This is a genomic window from Paenibacillus sp. P4_A9 (genome assembly GCF_056402415.1).
This window is the reverse complement of sequence record NZ_JBFUHL010000008.1, coordinates 45175-66170: the sequence shown is the minus strand read 5'-3', so window position 1 is coordinate 66170 and position 20996 is coordinate 45175. Positions and strand designations below refer to the sequence as shown.

Genomic DNA, 20996 nt, shown 5'->3' with positions numbered 1-20996 from the left:
ATACCCCTTGTATCATAATAAAATTTCTAATATAATTTTTCTTTAATTTGTTTGATCGTCAATCCATCTTCTTCTTTCATTACACGAATTTCCTCAAGTCGCTTTAGTGCTATTTCACGTGGGTATCTTCTTGTCAGTCTTGTATCCTCTTGCTCAAATGGGATCATATCCTCTTCGGTGTAATATTTAATGGTACTGTATCGAACGCCAGAAAGTTCAACCAACTCACTAATACTCACAAACTCTGATGATAAAATGTTATCTAAACTTCGTTTTCTCCCCATATTTTTCACCCCTATGTTGCTGCATTACTTGAAGCTAGTAGCCATTATCAAGACTTTGGATAGCTTTATCAACCGTCATAATTTTTTTATAAATGTCTTCTTTACGCAATATCTCTAGTTTTTGCTTTAACGTTTTTTGTTCGTAATCAGAAAAATAATCCTTAAGCATACTTTTAATGTTTAAAAATAACACCAAGGCTATTGTATGTTCCTCTACATTCCCATGTTCTAATAACTCAGCTCGAATCTTCTCCACGATGTGGTTCCGTATATTGGCTACATCTACATATTTTTTTACTGGAACAACAAATAAAAATTTCGTATGTTCAATCTCTAGAACTCCTTTATCTACAAGGCTTTCCACAACCATTTTATAAATTTCTCTTCTATAATAAAAGTAAGAAACCCATTTCTTTAGTTTCTTTGGTTTCTCAGCAGCCATAATTTCGAGTAATCTGTCGAGATATTTTTCACCTGTGGGTGCTGAGTTAGAGATTCTCACAGTATCATCGCCTTCAAATGTAAGGTTACCATTTATTGAAAGTTCCATCATACAAGCAATTACCGTATACAAGGCAACATGCATACGAAAAATAGACTTTATTTTATTGGTTTCACGATCTAATGCAAGTAAGACAAACTCTTGGGGAATTGATAAATTTTTTAACATGGTAGTCTCATCCTTTCGAAGATGTTTACTTATTACTTACTACTTACTACTTACTACTTACTACTTACTACTTATAATATTATGCTAAATAAAATAAGTCAAAGGGTTTATGATAACTCGAATATGGTTAATGATGTGAACGACCATGCTGTCTATCCAACTGTTTCATTCATTAATCCCATAAATGATTAGTAATTCTACATTTTATTAGTACAGTTATTTTCGGTTTCAGGTGTAATGGTGCCTTAATTAATTAAAAGTTATAGATGCTGTAAGAAGGAGCAAAAAAAGGCCAGCAGATTCGCTCTTTCGAGCGGCTGCAGGCCTTTTTCGTGATATGGATGTTTTCAATAAAGCGTAGGAATCGGAGGACACGATACGCTATCGATATACCTTGAATCTATGCCATAAAACACCCAGAACGATCCTGTCCATCTAAAACCTGATGTTCCGAAGGACTCTACACGAATCGGATAAAACCAGAAACTATCGCCATTCTTTAGCCATACATAGGTGTATTGATTCACACAGTCGATCATGTAACCAGAAGAAGTTTTTGCAGGGGGATATGCAGGCGGCGGAGGCAGTTGTTGTAAACTCATTGTTCATTTCACTCCTTCAAAAGTAGGTGTTTATCATTCCTTCCACATGTTATGTAGGTGAGTGACTATTTGTCTGTGCAGAAGCCTATTGTTCCAATTATCCAATCAGAGTGACTTATCTCACATACACGGCATTTTCTTCGATCTATAATGAAATCATAAAGGACGAAGGAGATGGTTGAAATGATGAAATGGGTAAGGGAAAATAATTACGCTGCAATACTTTTAACAATCGTTCGTTTGTATGTGGGTTGGGAATGGATGATAGCTGGATGGCACAAAATCACAGGTGACAAAGCTTTCGACGCGACAGGTTATCTAAAAGGAGCCATTGCTAAACCGGTTCTAGAAAACGGAACGACAGATTTGGTTTATGCGAATTATGTGGCTTTTTTGAAAAATTTTGCGCTTCCGCATATAGGGTGGTTTAATGTTCTGGTTCCTTGGGGCGAACTCTTAGTTGGTGTGGGGCTATTGCTAGGTGCTTTGACGACAGCCGCGATTTTCTTCGGCTTACTGATGAATTTCATGTATATGTTTGCTGGCACTGTTAGCACGAATCCATGGTTAGTCCTCCTCGGGTTCATTATTTTAATAGCTGGCGCGAATGCAGGGAAATTTGGTGTGGATCATCTGATTCTTCCTTACCTGCACAGATGGTTTGATAAGCTCTTAGAAGTATGTCATTTAAAAACAAAACTCAGATGAGGTCAGTATCCCATGAAAAATTGTTGATAAACCTAATCTTTTCTCCGTTGGTGAGAGGAAGATTAGGTTTTTTCGTTATAGGCGTGTGTGACATTTTTCACTTACAGGTGATGTGATTTGGACTAAAGTGGAACTGTACATGATGTGGAAAAGGAGAAGTGATGGGTATGCTTTCAGGAGTTATTTTGGCTGGTGGAGCTAGCCGTCGAATGAACGGAGAACTGAAGGCATTGCTGCCGTTTGATGGAAAACCTCTGATTGTCCGGCAGATCGATTGTATGAGGCAAATATGTGATGAGTTGATTGTTGTAACGAATGATCCCAAACCCTTCTTAAACAAGGTCGATCGTTCGGTTCGTATTATTACGGATTTTTTCATCGGACAAGGGCCTCTTGGAGGTATGCATGCGGCATTATCCCTAGCTAAACATACGTCCGTCTGGGTCGTCGGGTGCGATATGCCCTTCATCTCGAGCGCAGCTGCTCACTTATTGATGCAAAGAAAGCTGGATGGCTTCGAAGCCGTCGTCCCCTTGGTGGCTGCCGAGCTGCATCCCCTGCATGGTATTTATGATCGCGCCTGTGTGTCCCGCATCGCGCCTCTCTTACAGCAAGGGGAAACCTCGGTTTCAGCCCTGCTGCAACGCGTTTTTTGGAGCGAGCTAGGGGATCGCTTTTGGATTGAAAACGGTATTGACTTGCGATTTGTTTCCCATATGAAGACGTTGGAGGACTACGAGTCCATGCAGCACTGGGATAACCAATGGAAGTAAGAGCGCAGGTACGCATCCTTGGTATGTCCTAATCCCAATTAATATAATGCTCGTCGATTTATGATATGATAGATATATTCAAATCTTCGAACATTTAGGGGAGAACGTGATGTTTCAAGAAATACAACATTTTAAAGCCGACTTTTTCAAGGCATTAGCACACCCTTTACGTATAAGAATTCTTGAAGTATTAGCGGATGGCGATAAAAACGTGAATGAGATTCAAACGTTATTAGGCAGTGAAGGTTCTGCTGTTTCACAACAGTTATCCGTATTAAGAAGTAAAAACGTTGTCCGCGGAATGAAAGACGGAACTTCTGTCATATACTCGCTAACAGACCCATTAATTAAGGATCTGCTTGTTGTTGCAAAGCAAATTTTTGACAATCACCTTGTGAATGCCATTTCCATGTTAGAAAATATAAAAAATCAGTAACTCACTTCAAAAAGGGAGTGAATCGGGTTAGTATCCTCGGTTCGCCTCCTTTTTTTCGTTTATTTATTATGAAAAATGAAATTGACATCCATTAGTTATGGATATATGATTTTATATATATTCAAATAATCAAATATTTAAAATTGGTGGGATTGAATATGAATTTTTCTTTTAGAGGCAGATTTCAGGGCTATACGCGAAAAAAATTTCAAAAAGACTTAGTTTCAGGTCTGATTGTAGGTATTGTCGCCATTCCACTAGGGATGGCGTTTGCCATTGCATCAGGTGTTAAGCCTGAATATGGCTTATACACCACGATCGTGGCAGGTATACTCATCTCCTTGTTGGGTGGTTCCAAATTCCAAATTGGCGGCCCGACAGGCGCATTTATTCCCATTTTATTCGTTATCGTTATGCAGTATGGATATGAAAACTTGCTGATCGCCGGTTTTATGGCGGGCGTTATTTTGCTATTCATGGGGATATTTAAATTGGGAGGGGTCATCAAATTTATCCCGCGTCCTGTCACAATAGGTTTTACCGCAGGAATAGCCGTTACCATATTTACAGGCCAAATGGCCAATTTCCTTGGATTAAGTAACCTTCCCAAGCATCAAGGCTTTTGGTCCAATATGAAGGAATTAGGCATTCATCTTTCGACAATTCAGATGTACAGTGTCTTAACTGCTGTGATTTGCCTAGCGCTTATCCTTCTGACACCCAAGCTATTCCCCAAGATACCCGGCTCATTAGTGGGCATAGTGATATCTACTGTTGTGGCCGCACTCTTCTATCCTGGCGAGGTTGCAACCATCGGTTCTACCTACGGAACCATTTCCAATAGTTTACCTAGCCTGCAATTCCCTGCACTTTCCATGGATAACATCCAAACATTAATCAAACCTGCCTTGATTATTGCCATGCTAGGTGGCATCGAATCCTTACTTTCAGCCGTAGTTGCTGATGGAATGGCAGGAACCAGACATAATAGCAACCGTGAATTGATTGGTCAAGGAATCGCCAATATGATAACTCCCCTATTCGGAGGTATTCCAGCAACTGGAGCTATTGCCAGAACTGCGACGAATATAAAGTCTGGTGCAGAATCTCCACTTTCGGGGGTTATTCACGGGATTGTCGTCTTGTTGGTGCTGTTCGTATTTGCTCCCTACGCCTCCCAGATTCCCCTTGCAAGTATGGCGCCGATCTTAATGGTGGTTGCTTGGAATATGAGCGAAAGGAAAGAGTTCGTGCATGTGCTGCAAACGAAGACGGCAGAGTCCGTGGTGCTGCTGATTACCTTCCTGCTTACCGTCTTTACAGATCTGACAACCGCGGTTGAGGTTGGTATCGTGATGTCAGGCATTATTTTTGTGAAACATATGAGTGACCTTCTTATTGCTGCTAAAGTCTTGCCTGACCCTACCGATAAGAATGAACGAGTATCTTCTGATATGGTTAACGAGCTGCATAATTGCCCGCAAATTAGTATCTACACCGTGGAAGGGGCGTTGTTCTTCGGTGTTGCGAATATGTTTGAGAAATCCATCATGGACGAAATTCAATACAAGCCCAAAGTGCTTCTGTTAAAAATGGCCAATGTACCCTATCTCGATACAACAGGGGTAGCTAATCTTTCAAGTATCGTCAAACATTTTTATAAGCATGGCGGTACCGTACTCATTTCCGAAATCCAACCTCAGCCGCGTCTCATGCTTCGAAAAACCAAATTAGATGAACGCATTGGGCAGGAGCATATTTTTGACAAAACAGGCGAAGCTGTAAGCTTCGCAATAACCAAACTGGACCACTCGCAATGCCTAGGCTGCAAGCACTTTGCGTTCCGTGAATGCGATCAACTTTCCAATCCGGATGTTATCCATGATTAAACCCTCAAGGCCTAGGTGTAGCACAAATTGGCAGGTAGTGTGATTTAACGCACAGCGATAACCTTTGCACGATGCTACACTAGAGGCAGGATGTAAATGAACCTTGGGAGGGACTCTGTATGACGAATCAAACTAATGGCTACATGTCAGGGCTTGCTTCTTCAGACCCCGCGGAGCTTGCGTATGCGATAGATCGTTTAAAGGAAGAGCATGGCGAATTAAGAGAGAAGCTGAGGAACCTCGAAGCGTGTGCGAAGGAATTGATTCTTGTAGAGGATTCGGAAAAAGGGATACAGCAGATTCGGGCACTCCGTGTCATGACCGATCAATTCATGCAAGAGCTTCGGAAGCATTCAGAGTGGGAAGAGCAGGATTTATTTCCATTCCTTCTAACCTATTTCCATCGTCAATCGGAGCCTTCGATGATGCCTTCCTTCTGGGTATTGGAGAAAGATCATCAACTTGGTGTTTCGTTTATAAGGTCTTTTCAAGAGGCGGTCATTGATGTCACTCCGCTTGTTGTGAAGAAGCAATTAGCCGGTGCTGCAGCACATCTCGTTCAGGCATGTTTGATCTTAAATGACCACTTTACGATGGAAGAGCAGCTTGTTTTCCCTTTAACGGAGCGTGTGTTAACCGATTTGGAATACTTTTTTTCATAGATGATCGTCGAATAACTTTCTTGATATTGGAAAGTCTAATGTCGATGAAAGGAGGTACATCCATGGTTGAGAACACTAATGTTCAAGACAACTCCGAAGAAATAAGGAAAAGTATTGTTAACCGCGAAACCGAGCAAGATCAGAAAAGAAAAGATGAAAACCTTTTTAATAGCATTCCGAACGAAAAAGAATATATCGATGAACCATAATTCGATACTCATCAAAAAGCAAGCGGCCCTATCGCATACGATGCGAAAAGTGCCGCTTGCTTTTCCTACTATTTAGCCAGTTACTCAAACTTGACCTTTGGGGATACCATTTAAACTTGGTACATAATCAGCAGCCTTCTCACTCGTTAAGGTTTGTGCTTCCTCAAGGAAATTGGCGTGATTCTGTTGATTGTTTTTACTATCTGCTCGGTTATCTTCGCGATCATGTTTGGGATCGGCGTCATTTTTGGGCATTGATTTCACCTCCATCATCTCGTAGTTAGTATGAGAAGGTGACTTGTATTTTATCCCAGTTGAATGAAACTAGTTGATTATATTGCTCCTTAAATGAGTACACTATGTTTGCTTTTAATTTCCTCAGATGGGAGGGCTAATGTCATGACAACACACGATCAACAACAAGAAAATCACGCTAAGGACCAAAGAGATAACAAACCGAATCATGGTAAAAGCAGAAAAAAGAAGAAATAGGTTAACAAGAGCACACAAAAAGCCCGGGGAACGTAGTTCCTTAGGGCTTGAAACTAAGATAGAATCGGGAGGCAACAATGAGAACGATCCTAACTTGTTGTATTTGTTTTTTATTATTTCAGTCTGTTGGATACGCTGCTCACCCAAAAGACCGGTCTTATTATGAAAAGCGCGGAGAAGTCGTCTGGGAAGTATCAACCGATGAGAAAGTAATCGCCTTAACATTCGATGATGGTCCTCATCCGAGTCAAACACCGCAGATCCTGGACTTACTCAAGCAGTATCATGCAAAAGCCACTTTTTTTGTGGTTGGGAAAAAAGTAAAGCTCTATCCTGACGTGCYCAAACGAGAAGTAGACGAAGGACATGAGATAGCCAATCATACATATAGCCATGCTTTTCTTTCTAAACGGACAAATATGAAAAATGAAATGAATAAAGCAGAGGAAACCATTTTCTCCGCCGCTGGGATTCGATGTCAGTTATTTCGTCCGCCCGGGGGCTTTTATAACGAGAATTTAGTCAGTATTGCCAAGCAAGAAGGATATAAAATGATCATGTGGTCATGGCATTTGGATACGAGGGATTGGAATAAGCCAGGGGTCAATAAAATTGTAAATAAAGTTTTAAACAATGCGAGCAGCGGGGATATCGTACTGTTCCATGATTACGTGGAAGGACGTAATCAGGCCATCGAGGCTTTAAAAATGATCTTACCGGAATTGGAAAAGAGGGGGTATCGGTTTGTTACCGTCTCTGAGTTATTAACCTTTCGGAAGGCAGTCCCTGCTAAGAATCCGTGAACGATCAAGAGGCATGCTGCTGATGCGGCATGCCTCTTGATTGATATCATAGTTGCGCTAATTCTTTTCTTCTATTGTAACGAAACCGAGATTAATATTTGTGATTCTTCTCACAGAGAAAGCTGAAAAAAAGGTTTACAATGTGATTAAAGCAATAAAAAGGAGGAATCAGGTATGGTGAACGAAACAGCGATGCAATTAATTGAGGCTAATGTTCCTAAGCTCCAACAGATTTTTGACCGATTAAAGGAAGAACATAGCGCATTGAGAAAAGAACTTGACCATGTTCAGGAAATGGCTAATCATATGGTGTGCATGCAGGGCTCGGAAGAGTCGGAGCGTATTCTTCAAGACATACGAACAGAAATGGCAATGTTCCTGCAGCAACTTGGGGATCATGAGCACTGGGAGGAAGCGGAGGTTCTGCCCGTCTTGGGCGCGTATGCGAATCAGAATATAGAGCCTACCTTCTTGACCTCAACCTGGGTTCTGGAAGAGGGCCATAAAGAAGCTGAACGATTTGTACTCTCATTTCTCACCTATGCAGAGCAATGTAAAGCTCTGGACAGTGCAAAGCTGAAAAAGGTGATCTCGCTGCTTTGTGTGGCCTGTGCGGTATCCACAGAGCATCTGCTGTCTGAAGAGGAGATGGTGTTCCCAGTTGCAGATCAAATGCTCAGTGATTTTAAAAAAGTGGCCTTGTAGAGGTAGAAATAGCGGCTTTCCCTTGGATTTCAAAAATCCGAAGGAAAGCCGTTTTGTTTTTTGTCGAAATTATGGCAATAAAAAATTTCCAGGGAATGGGTACATAGTGATTTTTCTCACAGTGTTGGAGGGCTGGCTCATGCTTTAATACAACTATAAGAATCACAAGTGAAGGGGCAATGATAGTCATGGATCGAGCGTTTGCTTCCAAATTCGCAAAATGTGTCTTTCTCGTCGTTAGCGGTTTATTTGTTCTTATGGGAATCGGTTCGAGGATGTTTACACATATTGATTTAGCTTTATATGGCTATATGGTAGGTACGGTAGTTTTCATTTGCGGGTTCTTCTATCGCTTTATTGCCTGGGGTGAGCGTCCGCCTACGAAGATTATTTTGAAAAAAGGGTTAAAGCTGCTATTTCGAAAGAGTACGCCAAAGACAACAACCGAACATCTACTTACGTACCGTTTTATCTGGAACCGTGGATGGTATCGTTGGACACAGCACGTTCTCCTTGGTTGGGGCTGCATTTTATCCGCCTTCGTTACGTTCCCGCTCGTGTTCGGTTGGATGTACTTTACGATGGCCGAGAACGGATTCTATACGGTAGTTGGCTTCGGGATCGATCTGATGAAGATTAAAGCAGACGGCCTTCTCGGATTCCTGTTCTACAATGCGCTGAATATAACAGCCTTCATGGTCATCGGCGGTGTGTGCATGGCCTTATATCGCAGGCTTAAGAATATGCAGGCCCGTGCCGAACAAACCTTTGTCTATGATTTTCTTCCGTTATATATGCTGCTATTCGTAAGCTTGACTGGATTACTGCTCACGTTCTGTAATATAGTCCTTCACGGTTATGGACATCCGGTTGTTACCTTAGTCCACCAATGGTCCGTTATCGTGACGCTGATTTATATCCCTTTCGGTAAACTTGCTCACATTCCATTTCGTCCAATGAGCGTGCTGGCTCGGAATTATAGAGAACATTACGCAGAGCAAGCGACCAAGAGCTGTAAGGTTTGCGGAACAGGCTTCGTGTCTGTCGAGCAGTCCAATGATGTCATTGCTGTGCTGAAAACGAACGAAATTGAATTCAAGACAGAGGAAGGCTTCCACCTCGCAGAGCTTTGCCTGCCATGCCGTCGGAAATACAGAATGTCCCGATTTACAGGGATACCAACTCACCAGATTCGTGTGAAGGAGGCCAACCAGAATGCCAAAGGATAAATTCTTTAAAGTTATCGCCAACAAAACACACCCGAATGAAAAACTGGTGAAAACCCATTGTTCTTACTGCGGCATGCAATGCGGGATGAATTTGCGGGTGGATACTTCTTCCAATACGATTATCGGCGTCGAGCCTCGCTATGATTGGCCTGTTACGCTAGGGAAGATGTGCCCCAAAGGGGTAACAGCCTATCAGCAAACCAATCACAATGATCGTCTGCTGCGCCCCTTAATCCGTGATGATGCATCGCTCAAAGGAACGAAGGAAGGCTTCCGCGAAGCCAGCTGGGAAGAGGCTTACGCCTTGATCGTGAAACGATTCCAAGAGCTGCAGGGGGATTTCGGTAAAGATTCGCTTTCTGTATTCAGCGGTGTGTCGATGACGAATGAGAAATGCTATCTGACAGGGAAATTCGCCAGAGTCGCCCTGCAAACACGTTATATTGATTACAATGGACGATTCTGTATGTCAAGCGCCGCCGCGGGTTTCCTTCGCAGCTTTGGCGTAGATCGGGGCTCTACGTTACCTTGGACCGATCTGCATGAGACGGATTGCTTATTCATAGCCGGCAGCAATACAGCCGAGTGCCACCCAACTTCGATGTTCCGTATCTGGGAAGTACAGAATCGCGGAGGCTATTTGATCGTAGCCGATCCCCGGGAAACGCCTATCGCTAGGCGGGCGGATATCCATCTGGATCTACGTCCTGGAACGGACTTGGCGCTTGCCAATTGCATGATTAACCTTCTCATTCAAAATGGACACATCGATGCCGAATTTATAGCGAATCACACCAACGGCTTCGAAGAAATGAAAGAGGTAGTGAAGGAATTCACACCTGAGTACACGAGTGAAATAACTGGCGTTGCTCCTGAGAAATTGATCCGAGCCGCTGAAATTTACGGCAAAGCACCGAATGCCATCGTGATGTTCGCTCGCGGTATTGAACAACAAATTAAAGGGTCTGATAACGTATCAGCCTACACGAATATGTGCTTGGTGACGGGGAAGATCGGCCGTCCCAAGTCGGGCGTAGCCACCTTTACCGGACAAGGCAATGGTCAAGGCGGAAGAGAGCACGGACAGAAAGCTGATGCGCTTCCAGGCTACCGCAAAATTACGAATCCGAAGCATGTCGAAGAAGTGTGCAAGGTGTGGGGAATCAAGCCGGAAGAGATGCCGCAGCCAGGTGTCTCGGCATATGAAATGTTTGAGCTTATGCAAGATAAAACAATTCGCGGTTTATATTTACTTTGCTCCAATCCAGCTGTATCCGCACCTAATCTTAACTTCGTCCGCGCCGCCCTCAAGGGTCTTGATTTCATGGTCTGTGCCGACATTTATTTGTCAGAATCGGCCGAATTCGCCGATGTCGTCCTGCCATCGGTCACTTGGGCAGAAGATGAAGGCACGGTGACGAATCTGGAAGGGCGCATCATCAAGATTAATAAAGCGCAAGAGCCGATTGGCGAATCGAAGCCGGATTGGCTGATCGAAGTAGAGCTTGCGGAGCGACTTGGCAGAGGTCAGTATTTCGGGCATCTAAAGACAGCTAGAGATGTCGCGGACGAATTCCGTCTAGCCTCCAAAGGCGGCTATGCGGACTACTACGGAGCTACGTGGGAAAAGATTGATAAGCAGGACGGCGTGTTCTGGCCTTGCCGTGATGAAGCTGACCCAGGTACACCGCATATGTTCCTGGATCACAAGTTCTACCATGCGGACGGAAGAGCGAAGTTATGCGCGCTGCCCTATAGACCGCCTGCTGAAGAACCGTGCGAACAATATCCGCTTCGTCTTACGACAGGCCGGGTTGTCTATCATTACTTATCGGGGAATCAAACGAGAAGAATTCCTTTCCTGCGAGACATGTGTCCGGAGCCTTACGTTGAAATCCATCCGGAAACAGCGGAGCGCTACAACATCGCACATGACGAAGTCATCCGATTGTTTACACGTCGCGGGGAAGCCATGTATAAAGTGAAAATCATCGAAGCGATTCGTAAGGATACGGTATTCGTTCCTTATCATTTCGGGCATGAGCAGTCGATTAATCTGCTTACTATAGCGGCACTTGACCCGATGTCACGCATGCCGGAGTTTAAGGTTTGCGCAGCGCAGGTCGCCAAGCAGCCAGAGGGGATGAGTATCCGATGAAGCATCATTTATATATTGAAATGGATAATTGCATCGGCTGCCGAAGCTGTTTGGCTGCATGTACACAATGCGGGGGTCACGATGAACGAAATCGCAATTATGTGTACGACGTTAATCCATTGGTTTCCCGCCAAACGATTCCCTTGATGTGTCTGCACTGTGTGAATCCAGCTTGCGCCAGAAGCTGTCCAGCTCAGGCCATCCAGATCACAGAAGAAGGTGCAGTGCTTTCGGCATTGGTTGAAAAATGTATTGGCTGTCAGAATTGTACCATTGCCTGTCCATACGGCATCCCTAAATTTGATGAAGAGCAGAATCTGATGTACAAGTGTGATCTTTGCTACGATCGGACCAAAGAAGGCATCCCTCCGATGTGTGCATCGGTTTGTCCTACGAATACGTTACAATGGTTGACTGAGAATGAGTTAGCTGAGAAGAAAGCCCAGCATAAGCTGGGGAAATGGACGGCAAGTCATGAGCCATGGGATCCATTAGAAGGAGAGACGAATGTGAAGATCTCTCTCCCAGGTATTCTGCAGGGCAAACAAAAGTTGTTCTAATCTGCTTGTGATGGGGTGGGGCTTTATGAAGCAGGACAATAACCATAGTCCTTTTAAGGAAGATAACTATACGCACAATATAAGAAAAAATGATGAGAGAAAATTGGATCGGCGAGGCTTCATGAAGACGCTGGTCGGTGCAGCAGGCGTGTTTGCTGTATCCACGCTGCCGTGGGGAGCACTCGCGGCCAAGGAACTGACGGGACTATCGAAAAAGTCCTATCCACAGCTCAAAATTACAGACATCAGCTCGCTGAAGGTCGGAGATGCCGTAGAGTTCGCTTATCCAGGCGAGCACGATTCTGCGCTTCTGATTCGCCTTGGAGAGAACGAGTACAAAGCTTATCAAAATGCGTGTACGCACCTCAAATGTCCCGTATTTTGGAGTAAAGAGAAGGATGAAATGATCTGTCCTTGCCACCATGGCATATTCGATGCCAGAACCGGGTCACCAACAGCTGGACCACCGAAGCGACCACTGCCAGAAGTTCTTCTGAGGCAGGAGCAAGGTGCGATTTATGCGACAGGAGTGAAGCGATATGAAGCGTAGCTATGTCGGCATTATTTTATTATGTATCATCTTGTTTCTCTGTATCGTGTTTACTCAAAAGGCCGTGAATGCGTACTACTTCGACCATTATCGTTCGGTTGTTATCTATGCCGTGTTGAATATATTGTTATTCCCTACTGCCATTATGATCTATCGTCGGGAGCGTGATGTCGAATGACTATCAAAAAAATACAACTGCCGCTTCAAACCATCAGTCTCGTTCTAGGTTTCAGTGTATGGGTTATCCTCTCTTCGTTAATGCCGTTTATTAAAGAGACGATCAAGCTAACTCCTTCACAGCTAACGATGGTAACGGCTATTCCGATCCTATTCGGCTCCATCATGCGGGTGCCTGTGGGGTTCTGGACGAATCGTTACGGGGCAAGAAAGCTGTTTGCTATATCTTTCATTTTACTGCTTGCGCCTGTGTATTGGGTCAGCCAAGCAAATTCCTTCGGAGATTTGATCATTGGCGGATTCTTCTTGGGTATTGGCGGAGCTGTATTCTCAGTGGGAGTGACCTCCTTGCCTAAATATTATCCTAAAGAACGTCATGGCTTCGTGAACGGTATCTATGGGATCGGGAATCTCGGAACAGCACTTTCCACCTTTGGCGCACCTGTCATAGCAAATCAAATCGGTTGGTCCAAAACGGTCATGCTCTACAGCATTTTACTAATCGTTATGGCAGGATTGAACTTCATTGCCGGGGATCGCAAAGAGCCTTCTGTACGGACCTCCCTGATTGAGCAAATAAAAGGCGTTGCCGGAAATTCCAAGCTATGGTTATTGTGCTTGTTCTACTTTCTTACTTTCGGTTCTTTTGTGGCATTTACGGTGTATTTACCGAATTTCATGGTCAGCAGCTTTCATCTATCGAAAGTAGATGCCGGTATGCGCACGGGCGGATTTATTATCCTGGCTACAGCGATGAGGCCGATCGGGGGCTACCTTGGGGATAAGTTTAACCCTTTCAAAATTCTCATGGTTGTGTTTGCTGGGTTAACGGTTTCTGGTATTTTACTATCCTTTGCTCCGTCGATGACGTGGTACACGGTCGGTTGTTTAACGATTGCCGCTTGTGCTGGAACGGGTAATGGTACCATTTTCAAATTAGTTCCGATGTATTTCATCAAGCAAGCAGGGATTGCGAATGGGATCATTTCCGCTATGGGTGGTTTGGGTGGATTTTTCCCGCCGCTGCTGCTTACCTTCCTCTTCAAGCTGACAGGTCATTACGCGATAGGATTCATGGCCTTATCTCAGGTGGCCTTGGCCAGCTTAATTCTTATCTTTTGGATGTTTTATAATGAGAAATTAGGGTTATCCGCTCGAATTATTGAAAATACAGTTGAAGGTATCATGGTGACGGATACGACTGGGAAGATTCATTCGGTGAATGCGGCCTTTACGGGGCTGACTGGTTATGAGGCCAAAGAAGTCATGGGGCTGACGCCTAGCATTTTGAAATCAGGTAAACAGGATCGCGCTTTCTACGATACAATGTGGGAACAAATTCGTGGTCACGGTTTCTGGCAGGGTGAGATATGGAATCGTAAAAAGAATGGCGATGTGTATTTAGAATGGCTAACAATTAGCGCAGTTAAGAATGATGCCGGAGATATTGTCTATTATTCGGGGATGTTTAGCGATATCACTAAATTAAAAAGTGCGAAGTAGGAGGGATGATGTGATATGCCGAGTGAATTTGCTTTGGATCTATGCTTTATTCGTGAACATGCGCAGTCTCCCTTCCACACGATCATCGAGCAGCAATTGAATGAGCTTTTTGCAGGAAAAGGTACTTGGTATGTGGATCTGCGCGAGCAAGAGGGGCTTGATATTGCTGTTGCCGAAGTCAAGGGATTGGCGATTTGGGAAAGCGAAGAGGAAGTTCTGAGTTATATAGAAGCGTACGCGGCGAGCGCTTTGCCTGAAGAACACAACTGCTGGAATCATCTCCAAGGGTATCAGGTGAAGGTATCGCCCAAAGCAGATGCGGGCTGCTGCGCTTTAAAAAGGGAGGCACATGTATGAAATGGGAAGAAACATTATCACAGTGGCTTGGCACTCAGATTGAAGTCCATATCGAGGATCAGGCAGGACTCGACCCTGTAGCCCCGCCCAAGAAAATGAAGCTTGAGAAGATACGCATTTCCGAAGAGCAGGATTACATGCAATTGTATATGAGTGAACATCAGTTTCTGGCGATCCCCCTAAGGGGAGTGGAGCATATGAGTTTAGAGAGTACAGCGCAGGGTACGGTTCTCCGATCATCTGACATTGCGGCGCAATTGGTGTACAAAGTCCATTTCGGTTCATAGAACGCCGACTGTACTTACATGCGGCATATTTCTACGGGGCAGTTCTCGCAGTGGCAGATATCGCGGAGGTACGTCACATTTTTAATAATAATTTGCCCATGATCAAACTCAACAGCGTCTTCCTTCTTCATATCGCTTAACATGCGGTTGACGCTTTCCCTTGTTGCCCCTATCATATCGGCCATTTCGGAATTGTTAATCTTGTAGTTAATGTGGATATGTTCACCGTTGGGTACGCCATATGAATTACTTAATCTGATTAATAATGAACAGAGCGCCCCTGGCTTACCATACATCATTAAATCGCGAAATTTGGTTTCTGTCATGCGGTGCATAAGCCCCATCCATTTCATAAATTCAATGGCGAGGTCCCCGTGCTGCCATAGCAGGACCTCGAGGTCTTTACGCTGAATCACACCAATTTCACAATCCTCTGTCACTTCGGCGCTGAAGCTCTGCAAAGAGTTCTGAAAGGGGTCCATTTGACCGAATAAATCACCTGTCTGATGCAGATACAGAATGAAGCTTTTACCCGATTCAGATAATTTGGTGATCCGTACACCGCCATGGATGACGTAATACAATCGATCGGCGAGATCGCCTTCCCTGAACAAGAAATCCCCTTTTGCAGCTTGCTTCCGATACATGATGCTTTGCAGTCTTTCGAAATTATCTTCTGAAAAGAAATTCATAATACCTATTGGTGCTTTCGTTCCTGTTCGATGGCAAGCTTTCATTTCTTCTTTCACTTTATGGTTTATGGCCATGGGGACCAGCTCCTCAACGGTTCTTTATTATCTTCATCATAACGTCTTTGGTTGATTTTGGTTATCGGGGGTTCTGCTGATCTTTGAAGGAAAAACTCCCCATCTTCTGTGAGAAAAATCACAGTACGATTCCTTACTCCTCTGATGATTTACTAAGGTAAAAGAGCGGTGAAATCGCATAATTTCCTGATAGGTAAATCAGGGTTTTCCCTGACTTACAAGAAGCTTAGAAACATCTACAATGATAAGTAAGATGATTATGCACTGCTGCGTCGAAACGGAGGTGGCCGAAATGGCGATAGACGATGCAACCATGTTAGAAAAACTAGAACAATTGCGAAGCTTGACGTCATGCGATTTCATGGCATTGGCACCTCTTCACGAGCATGCCGGGCGTAACCGTTGGAAATATGTCATAGGCAATAGTAATGATCGTTATCAACAAATGGTGATCAAAAAAGGTCAGGGATTAGCTGGCTCTGTTCTTCGTTTAGGCAGATGGGTTAAGCTCGATGACACCCATCCTAAGCGTCATCAAGAAAGACTCAATTGTCCGCTCATGCTTGCCGAGCAATTGCAGACGGCCGCTGTATTTCCGCTCGTGCCTAACGCTAGCTCACTGATCAAGGGGTTGCTTTTCATCGGTAAACGCGAACAAACCAGATTTGAACACGACGAATTGCTAGCGGTCCAATATAACATCGACACATTGGCGTCGTATCTCTTCACCGCTAAATGAGTTCCTTTACTGGGATTCATTTATTTTGTGGTATCATGAGAATAGGATAGAGTAAGGCTGCATTAGTGGTGAAAAGGGGATGGGAATGCTGAAGATTCTAGTAGTGGATGATCACGCCGTAGTGCGATCGGGGTTAATGATGCTGCTCCATGGCAAGCATAATATGGAGGTCATCGGGGAAGCTGCTGACGGCGAAGAGGGGATACAAGCGGCCCAATTACTGAAGCCGGACGTGGTCTTGATGGACCTGAACATGCCTGCTGGCATGGATGGCCTTACTGCGACGACGGAACTGCGGCGTTTAATGCCTGACTTAGCCATTCTAATATTAACGATGCATGACGATGATGAATACTTATTTAGAGCCATTCACGTTGGCGCTTCTGGATACATTTTAAAAAGTGCACCGCACGAGGAGTTATTGACGGCGATCCGCTCCGTTGCAGCGGGGAATGCCTATCTATATCCAACGGCCACGAAGCGGCTCATGAATGAATATATAGAACGGTTGAAGCAAGGCGAAAATGTCGACACTTTCGAATCCCTTTCGGAGCGTGAACGGGAAGTTCTGGGCTTAATCGCCAAAGGATTCTCCAATAAAGAAATCGCGGAACAATTGATTATCAGCGTCAAAACCGTGGAGTCACATAAAAGCAACGTCATGGAGAAACTAGGTCTGAAGACAAGGCCGGAATTAGTGAAATATGCGGTGAAGAAAGGACTGTTGAACTTTGAGTAAGGATTTGAACCGGGAATATCCGGAAGTCATCGGCGAAAATGTAGCGGAATTATTAAGTCGTCTTGATGAGCATATCTCTGACTCGATGTTTCAACAGGATTTGAGACAGTCGCTTAAACAATTATCCAATGTTAAATTTGCCCTTGATGAATCATCGATTGTAGCGGTTACGGACCATAAAGGGAAAATTCAGTATGTGAATGATAAATTTTGTGAAATTTCCAAGTACCCTCGAAATGAACTTCTCGGTCTAGACCATAGGATTATTAATTCCGGTTATCATGGGAAAGACTTTATGTCCGACTTATGGCGAACGATTTCCTCAGGGCAAGTGTGGCGTGGCGAGATTAAAAATAAAGCCAAAGACGGCAGCTTCTACTGGGTAGACACAACCATCGTGCCATTCGTGGATGAGCAGGGACAAACTCATCAGTATCTGGCGATTCGAAATGAAGTAACGGAGCTAAAGCGGGTGGAGGAAGAACTCCAGCTGATGATGTCGCAGGTGATGCAAATTCAAGAGGAAGAACGTAGAAAGTTTTCCCGCGAGCTGCATGATGGGATCGGGCAAAGCTTATTTTCTTTATTGATCCAGATGGATCGATTGATTGGGGAAGGGGAGACGGATCAGTCGGAACTGACGCGACTTCGGCACAATGTAACCGGAATTATCGAAGAAGTGCGAAGTCTCGCTTGGCAAATCCGTCCTTCCGTTTTGGATGATCTAGGCGTCATACCTGCTATTCGTACGTATATTGAGAATTTTACGGATCACCACGGCATACGAGTAGAGCTGAATAGCCAGTTGCGCAGACGGCTTGGAGCACTTGAAGAAACAACCATATACCGTGTGATACAAGAAGCTCTTACGAATATTGCTAAGTATGCGGGTGTATCCGAGGCAAGTGTTATCGTTAAAGAGGTGGACGGGTTTGTCGAAGTCCGAATAGCGGATAGAGGAAAAGGCTTTGCCAGAAACAGCAGTGCTAAAGGAGTAGGTCTTTTTAGCATGGAAGAAAGAGCGAAGAGTATTGGCGGAAAAGTTACGATTGACTCCGTCGTGGGAGAAGGGACCGCGGTGACGTTGATGGTTCCTGTGAAATAATCGTATATTGGTTCAGTGAAATAAAAGGATGTGTCCCCTTGTATGTAAGGGGGGCATGTCCTTTTTGAATTTCCATCTCAGGGGAAACATTCACATCTGGCGCTTCGAGTATAAATGTTGTTTAATCGTTATAATATTATCATCTTATTCCTTGTGGATATCGTCAGACTAGCATTATAATAAATGAAAATTACAACTTAGGGTGGGTAATCTTGTGAAAATGAAATCATTTCAAAAGAAGAAGTTTTTTAACGGCATTTACTTATGGATTACTGCAGCCATATGTTTTCTTGTAATCGGTTTCTCGGCAACTATTTATTATAATGTTAAAAAAAATGTTGTTGAAAATAACTACGAATTGAATAAGCAAACGCTTTATCAAATGAAATACAATATTACCTATATGAATGAGACTGTCAGACATTTGATTTCCTCGATTTATTTTAGTGCAGATGCGGATTATTTGTTGCATGTGAAAGAGGCAGACAGCAATATTTTTGATTTGAATCTTACCTTAAATAAAATGACTTCATCCGTTATTAACAACAATCCACTTATTCATTCCATCTATATATACAACAATCAGGCTAAAACTTTTTTATCGACCTACAAAAGCATTTTTTACCAAGATGAAGAACTGAAGGAAACAATCAATTCCTATAAGCAGTTTCCTATTTTGCAACCTATTTCGAGGAAAATGCAAATGTATGATAAAACAGATGAGGTATTTACTTATGCCATGTATAAGACTCCCAGCGTGAACGGGGTATATGACGGGGCTGTGTTTGTAAATGTAAATGCGGATTTGGTTATTAACAATATCAAAACCATTAATGCCACGGATACGAAAGGGGACTTATTTTTACTAAGCGACAAACGACAGATTATGAACAGTGGTTTGAGTACAAATCGTATGCAGGRGCCTGTGAAACAACTATTTGCGACCAAAATCGATGAAAATATTAAACAGGGCCAACAATATGGGTATATGATTGACAAGATTCTTGGAGAAAATTATTTTATCACCTATATGTACATTGAAGGCGCGGATTGGGTTTTGATAAAAACGCAACCACTCACAGACGTATTAAGATATATGGATAAGATCCAATTAAGTATTCTGATTATGACTATCATTTTCCTAGCACTAAGTATACTTATATCGTTTGCGTTATCGAGACGGATCTATAAGCCAATTGGCAATTTAGTGCAGAGGATGAGTGCTGGAAGATTTGGTTCAAATGAACATGATTCTACCATTCATCATGATGAGATTGGCTTCCTAAACCAAACGTATACAAATATCGTTGAACTCGTTCAAACAGCCCAAAGCAAAGAAAATGAGAATGTCAATCATTTGAAAAATTATTATCTAAGAAATCTGTTAATAGACAGCGTGGCTATGCAAGAAAACGAGTTACTTAGTTTAAATGAACTTAGTCAGCTACTGTTAAGTACAGATGGAATGTTTATCGTTTGTGTTATGAAAATTGATAATTATCAATTTTTTAAAGAAAATAGTACGGCTAAAGATGTCGAGCTTTATAAATACTCCATTGCCAATATAGCGTCCGAAACCGTATCGAAAACATTTATCAATGAATCATTGGATATGAAACGGGATCATTTCGCGATAATCATTCAATCAGAAATTCAAGATAATGAAGGAATTTACCAGAAGCTCTATGATTGCTTGTCAGAATTACAGAATAATATCTCTACATATTTAGGTTTGTCGTTAACTGTATCTATAGGTATTGCTGTGGACAAAGTTAATCATTTATCACAAAGCTATAATGTTGCTCTGAATAATGCCAACTATCGGTATGTATTCGGTAAAAGTGCAATTATCACATTGGATATGATCGAAGAACAAAATCGAGTTAAGGAACTTCATTACTCAGTTAATCTGGAAAAAAAGCTAGTTGACGAAATGAAGTCTCTAAACGTAAATGCAGCCGAGGATACGATATTTGCTATTCTAAAAGAAATATCCCAACAAGCTGGCAGTCACATTCCTTTCTCGATTATGCAATTAATAAGAACAATCATGGCGACCGTATTTGAAATTAACGACACCAACAGCAACAGCAACCAACCTGTCATCGATTTTAATGAGATTTACGGCAGCGTCATGACGCTAGAAACCATAGATGAAATATTCGATGAATTGAAGGACTTGCTACGTCGGTTTTTAAGCACCGAGAAATATCAAAGTCACCAGAAACATATGGCTATTGTAGAAGCCATCAAGGATACGATTGAAAAGAATTATTCTGCTCCTGATCTTTCGCTTCAAAAATTAGGTGCGATTTACAAAATGTCACCAGCCTATGTAGGGCAAATATTTAAGGGCCAAATGGGCATGTCGGTAGCATCCTATATTAACGATGTACGAATCCAATGCGCTAAAGAATTGTTAGAGACATCCCAATTGACGGTGTCACAGGTCATGGAGAAGGTCGGGATTCCAAATGAAACGAGTTTCTATCGACTTTTCAAAAAGAAATATGGAAGTACCCCAAAAGAATATGTACTGATGAAGGCGATAAAAGAGAATTAGTTAATGGGAAAATACGGATAATCGGGTGC

The 20996-nt window shown here is 43.0% G+C and carries 25 protein-coding genes; 20 read left to right on the top strand and 5 right to left on the bottom strand.

Translation table 11 applies throughout. The annotated features are described in order from the left end of the window. Nucleotides 1-26: 26 nt before the first annotated feature. The 3 genes from AC1DVJ_RS08955 to AC1DVJ_RS08945 form a co-directional block, all read right to left on the bottom strand. Complete coding sequence (locus AC1DVJ_RS08955) at nucleotides 27-284, bottom strand: MerR family transcriptional regulator (protein WP_477590017.1); 258 nt, start codon at nucleotides 282-284, stop codon at nucleotides 27-29. Nucleotides 285-318: 34 nt separating this feature from the next. Further along, a complete protein-coding gene (locus tag AC1DVJ_RS08950) occupies nucleotides 319-954 on the bottom strand; it encodes a GOLPH3/VPS74 family protein (RefSeq protein ID WP_477590016.1) in 636 nt (211 codons plus the stop codon). Between the two features lie 347 nt (nucleotides 955-1301). Next, nucleotides 1302-1556, bottom strand: a complete 255-nt coding sequence (locus AC1DVJ_RS08945) for a transporter (RefSeq protein WP_477590014.1) — start codon at nucleotides 1554-1556, stop codon at nucleotides 1302-1304. Nucleotides 1557-1739: 183 nt separating this feature from the next. Between AC1DVJ_RS08945 and AC1DVJ_RS08940 the strand changes: the two genes are divergently transcribed. The 6 genes from AC1DVJ_RS08940 to AC1DVJ_RS08915 all read left to right on the top strand — a co-directional run bounded on the left by AC1DVJ_RS08940 (nucleotide 1740) and on the right by AC1DVJ_RS08915 (nucleotide 6233). Then, nucleotides 1740-2264, top strand: coding sequence for a DoxX family membrane protein (locus tag AC1DVJ_RS08940; RefSeq protein ID WP_477590012.1), 525 nt, complete (start codon nucleotides 1740-1742; stop codon nucleotides 2262-2264). Between the two features lie 167 nt (nucleotides 2265-2431). After that, on the top strand, nucleotides 2432-3037 hold the full coding sequence (gene mobA, locus AC1DVJ_RS08935; protein ID WP_477590010.1) for a molybdenum cofactor guanylyltransferase: 606 nt from the start codon (nucleotides 2432-2434) through the stop codon (nucleotides 3035-3037). 109 nt (nucleotides 3038-3146) lie between these two features. Then, the gene (locus AC1DVJ_RS08930; RefSeq protein ID WP_477590009.1) at nucleotides 3147-3473 is read left to right on the top strand and encodes an ArsR/SmtB family transcription factor; all 327 of its coding nucleotides are present in this window, start codon (nucleotides 3147-3149) and stop codon (nucleotides 3471-3473) included. A 158-nt stretch (nucleotides 3474-3631) separates the two neighbouring features. Then, nucleotides 3632-5362 (top strand): SulP family inorganic anion transporter, encoded by a 1731-nt coding sequence (locus AC1DVJ_RS08925; protein WP_477590007.1) that lies wholly within the window; start codon nucleotides 3632-3634, stop codon nucleotides 5360-5362. 119 nt (nucleotides 5363-5481) lie between these two features. Beyond that, nucleotides 5482-6024 (top strand): hemerythrin domain-containing protein, encoded by a 543-nt coding sequence (locus AC1DVJ_RS08920; RefSeq protein WP_477590006.1) that lies wholly within the window; start codon nucleotides 5482-5484, stop codon nucleotides 6022-6024. 62 nt (nucleotides 6025-6086) lie between these two features. Further along, nucleotides 6087-6233: a hypothetical protein gene (locus AC1DVJ_RS08915; protein ID WP_477590005.1), complete on the top strand. Its 147-nt coding sequence runs from the start codon at nucleotides 6087-6089 to the stop codon at nucleotides 6231-6233. Between the two features lie 84 nt (nucleotides 6234-6317). Here AC1DVJ_RS08915 and AC1DVJ_RS08910 read toward each other — a convergent pair whose 3' ends face one another. Then, a complete protein-coding gene (locus AC1DVJ_RS08910; protein ID WP_477590003.1) occupies nucleotides 6318-6488 on the bottom strand; it encodes a hypothetical protein in 171 nt (56 codons plus the stop codon). Nucleotides 6489-6802: 314 nt separating this feature from the next. Here AC1DVJ_RS08910 and AC1DVJ_RS08905 point away from each other — a divergent pair, with 314 nt between their 5' ends. The 10 genes from AC1DVJ_RS08905 (at nucleotide 6803) to AC1DVJ_RS08860 (ending at nucleotide 15054) form a co-directional block, all read left to right on the top strand. Continuing rightward, complete coding sequence (locus AC1DVJ_RS08905; RefSeq protein ID WP_477590002.1) at nucleotides 6803-7528, top strand: polysaccharide deacetylase family protein; 726 nt, start codon at nucleotides 6803-6805, stop codon at nucleotides 7526-7528. Between the two features lie 174 nt (nucleotides 7529-7702). Continuing rightward, nucleotides 7703-8233, top strand: coding sequence for a hypothetical protein (locus AC1DVJ_RS08900; RefSeq protein ID WP_477590001.1), 531 nt, complete (start codon nucleotides 7703-7705; stop codon nucleotides 8231-8233). 188 nt (nucleotides 8234-8421) lie between these two features. Then, entirely contained in the window at nucleotides 8422-9462 is a 1041-nt protein-coding gene (locus AC1DVJ_RS08895) for a hypothetical protein (RefSeq protein ID WP_477589999.1), read from the top strand. After that, the gene (locus AC1DVJ_RS08890; protein ID WP_477589998.1) at nucleotides 9449-11620 is read left to right on the top strand and encodes a molybdopterin oxidoreductase family protein; all 2172 of its coding nucleotides are present in this window, start codon (nucleotides 9449-9451) and stop codon (nucleotides 11618-11620) included. The genes AC1DVJ_RS08895 and AC1DVJ_RS08890 overlap by 14 nt, the downstream gene beginning before the upstream one ends. Beyond that, nucleotides 11617-12180: a 4Fe-4S dicluster domain-containing protein gene (locus AC1DVJ_RS08885; RefSeq protein ID WP_477589996.1), complete on the top strand. Its 564-nt coding sequence runs from the start codon at nucleotides 11617-11619 to the stop codon at nucleotides 12178-12180. The genes AC1DVJ_RS08890 and AC1DVJ_RS08885 overlap by 4 nt, the downstream gene beginning before the upstream one ends. Nucleotides 12181-12205: 25 nt before the next feature. Then, a complete protein-coding gene (locus AC1DVJ_RS08880; RefSeq protein ID WP_477589994.1) occupies nucleotides 12206-12730 on the top strand; it encodes a Rieske 2Fe-2S domain-containing protein in 525 nt (174 codons plus the stop codon). Beyond that, nucleotides 12720-12908 (top strand): hypothetical protein, encoded by a 189-nt coding sequence (locus AC1DVJ_RS08875; protein ID WP_477589992.1) that lies wholly within the window; start codon nucleotides 12720-12722, stop codon nucleotides 12906-12908. The genes AC1DVJ_RS08880 and AC1DVJ_RS08875 overlap by 11 nt, the downstream gene beginning before the upstream one ends. Further along, nucleotides 12905-14410, top strand: coding sequence for an MFS transporter (locus AC1DVJ_RS08870; RefSeq protein WP_477589991.1), 1506 nt, complete (start codon nucleotides 12905-12907; stop codon nucleotides 14408-14410). The genes AC1DVJ_RS08875 and AC1DVJ_RS08870 overlap by 4 nt, the downstream gene beginning before the upstream one ends. Nucleotides 14411-14425: 15 nt before the next feature. After that, nucleotides 14426-14767 carry a hypothetical protein gene (locus tag AC1DVJ_RS08865; RefSeq protein WP_477589990.1) on the top strand — a complete coding sequence of 114 codons (342 nt, stop codon included), beginning with the start codon at nucleotides 14426-14428 and terminating at the stop codon, nucleotides 14765-14767. Next, on the top strand, nucleotides 14764-15054 hold the full coding sequence (locus tag AC1DVJ_RS08860; protein WP_477589988.1) for a hypothetical protein: 291 nt from the start codon (nucleotides 14764-14766) through the stop codon (nucleotides 15052-15054). The genes AC1DVJ_RS08865 and AC1DVJ_RS08860 overlap by 4 nt, the downstream gene beginning before the upstream one ends. Before the next feature lie 14 nt (nucleotides 15055-15068). On the opposite strand, the gene AC1DVJ_RS08855 is transcribed toward AC1DVJ_RS08860, so the two are convergent. Next, the gene (locus tag AC1DVJ_RS08855; RefSeq protein ID WP_477590110.1) at nucleotides 15069-15791 is read right to left on the bottom strand and encodes a Crp/Fnr family transcriptional regulator; all 723 of its coding nucleotides are present in this window, start codon (nucleotides 15789-15791) and stop codon (nucleotides 15069-15071) included. A gap of 322 nt (nucleotides 15792-16113) precedes the next feature. Here AC1DVJ_RS08855 and AC1DVJ_RS08850 point away from each other — a divergent pair, with 322 nt between their 5' ends. From AC1DVJ_RS08850 to AC1DVJ_RS08835, 4 genes are all read left to right on the top strand, one after another. Continuing rightward, entirely contained in the window at nucleotides 16114-16560 is a 447-nt protein-coding gene (locus AC1DVJ_RS08850) for a GAF domain-containing protein (RefSeq protein ID WP_477589987.1), read from the top strand. An 85-nt stretch (nucleotides 16561-16645) separates the two neighbouring features. Next, a complete protein-coding gene (locus AC1DVJ_RS08845) occupies nucleotides 16646-17299 on the top strand; it encodes a response regulator (RefSeq protein ID WP_477589986.1) in 654 nt (217 codons plus the stop codon). Next, entirely contained in the window at nucleotides 17292-18404 is a 1113-nt protein-coding gene (locus tag AC1DVJ_RS08840) for a PAS domain-containing sensor histidine kinase (protein ID WP_477589984.1), read from the top strand. Before AC1DVJ_RS08845 ends, AC1DVJ_RS08840 begins: the two co-directional genes overlap by 8 nt. 220 nt (nucleotides 18405-18624) lie before the next feature. After that, on the top strand, nucleotides 18625-20967 hold the full coding sequence (locus tag AC1DVJ_RS08835; RefSeq protein WP_477590108.1) for a helix-turn-helix domain-containing protein: 2343 nt from the start codon (nucleotides 18625-18627) through the stop codon (nucleotides 20965-20967). Nucleotides 20968-20996 lie beyond the last annotated feature (29 nt).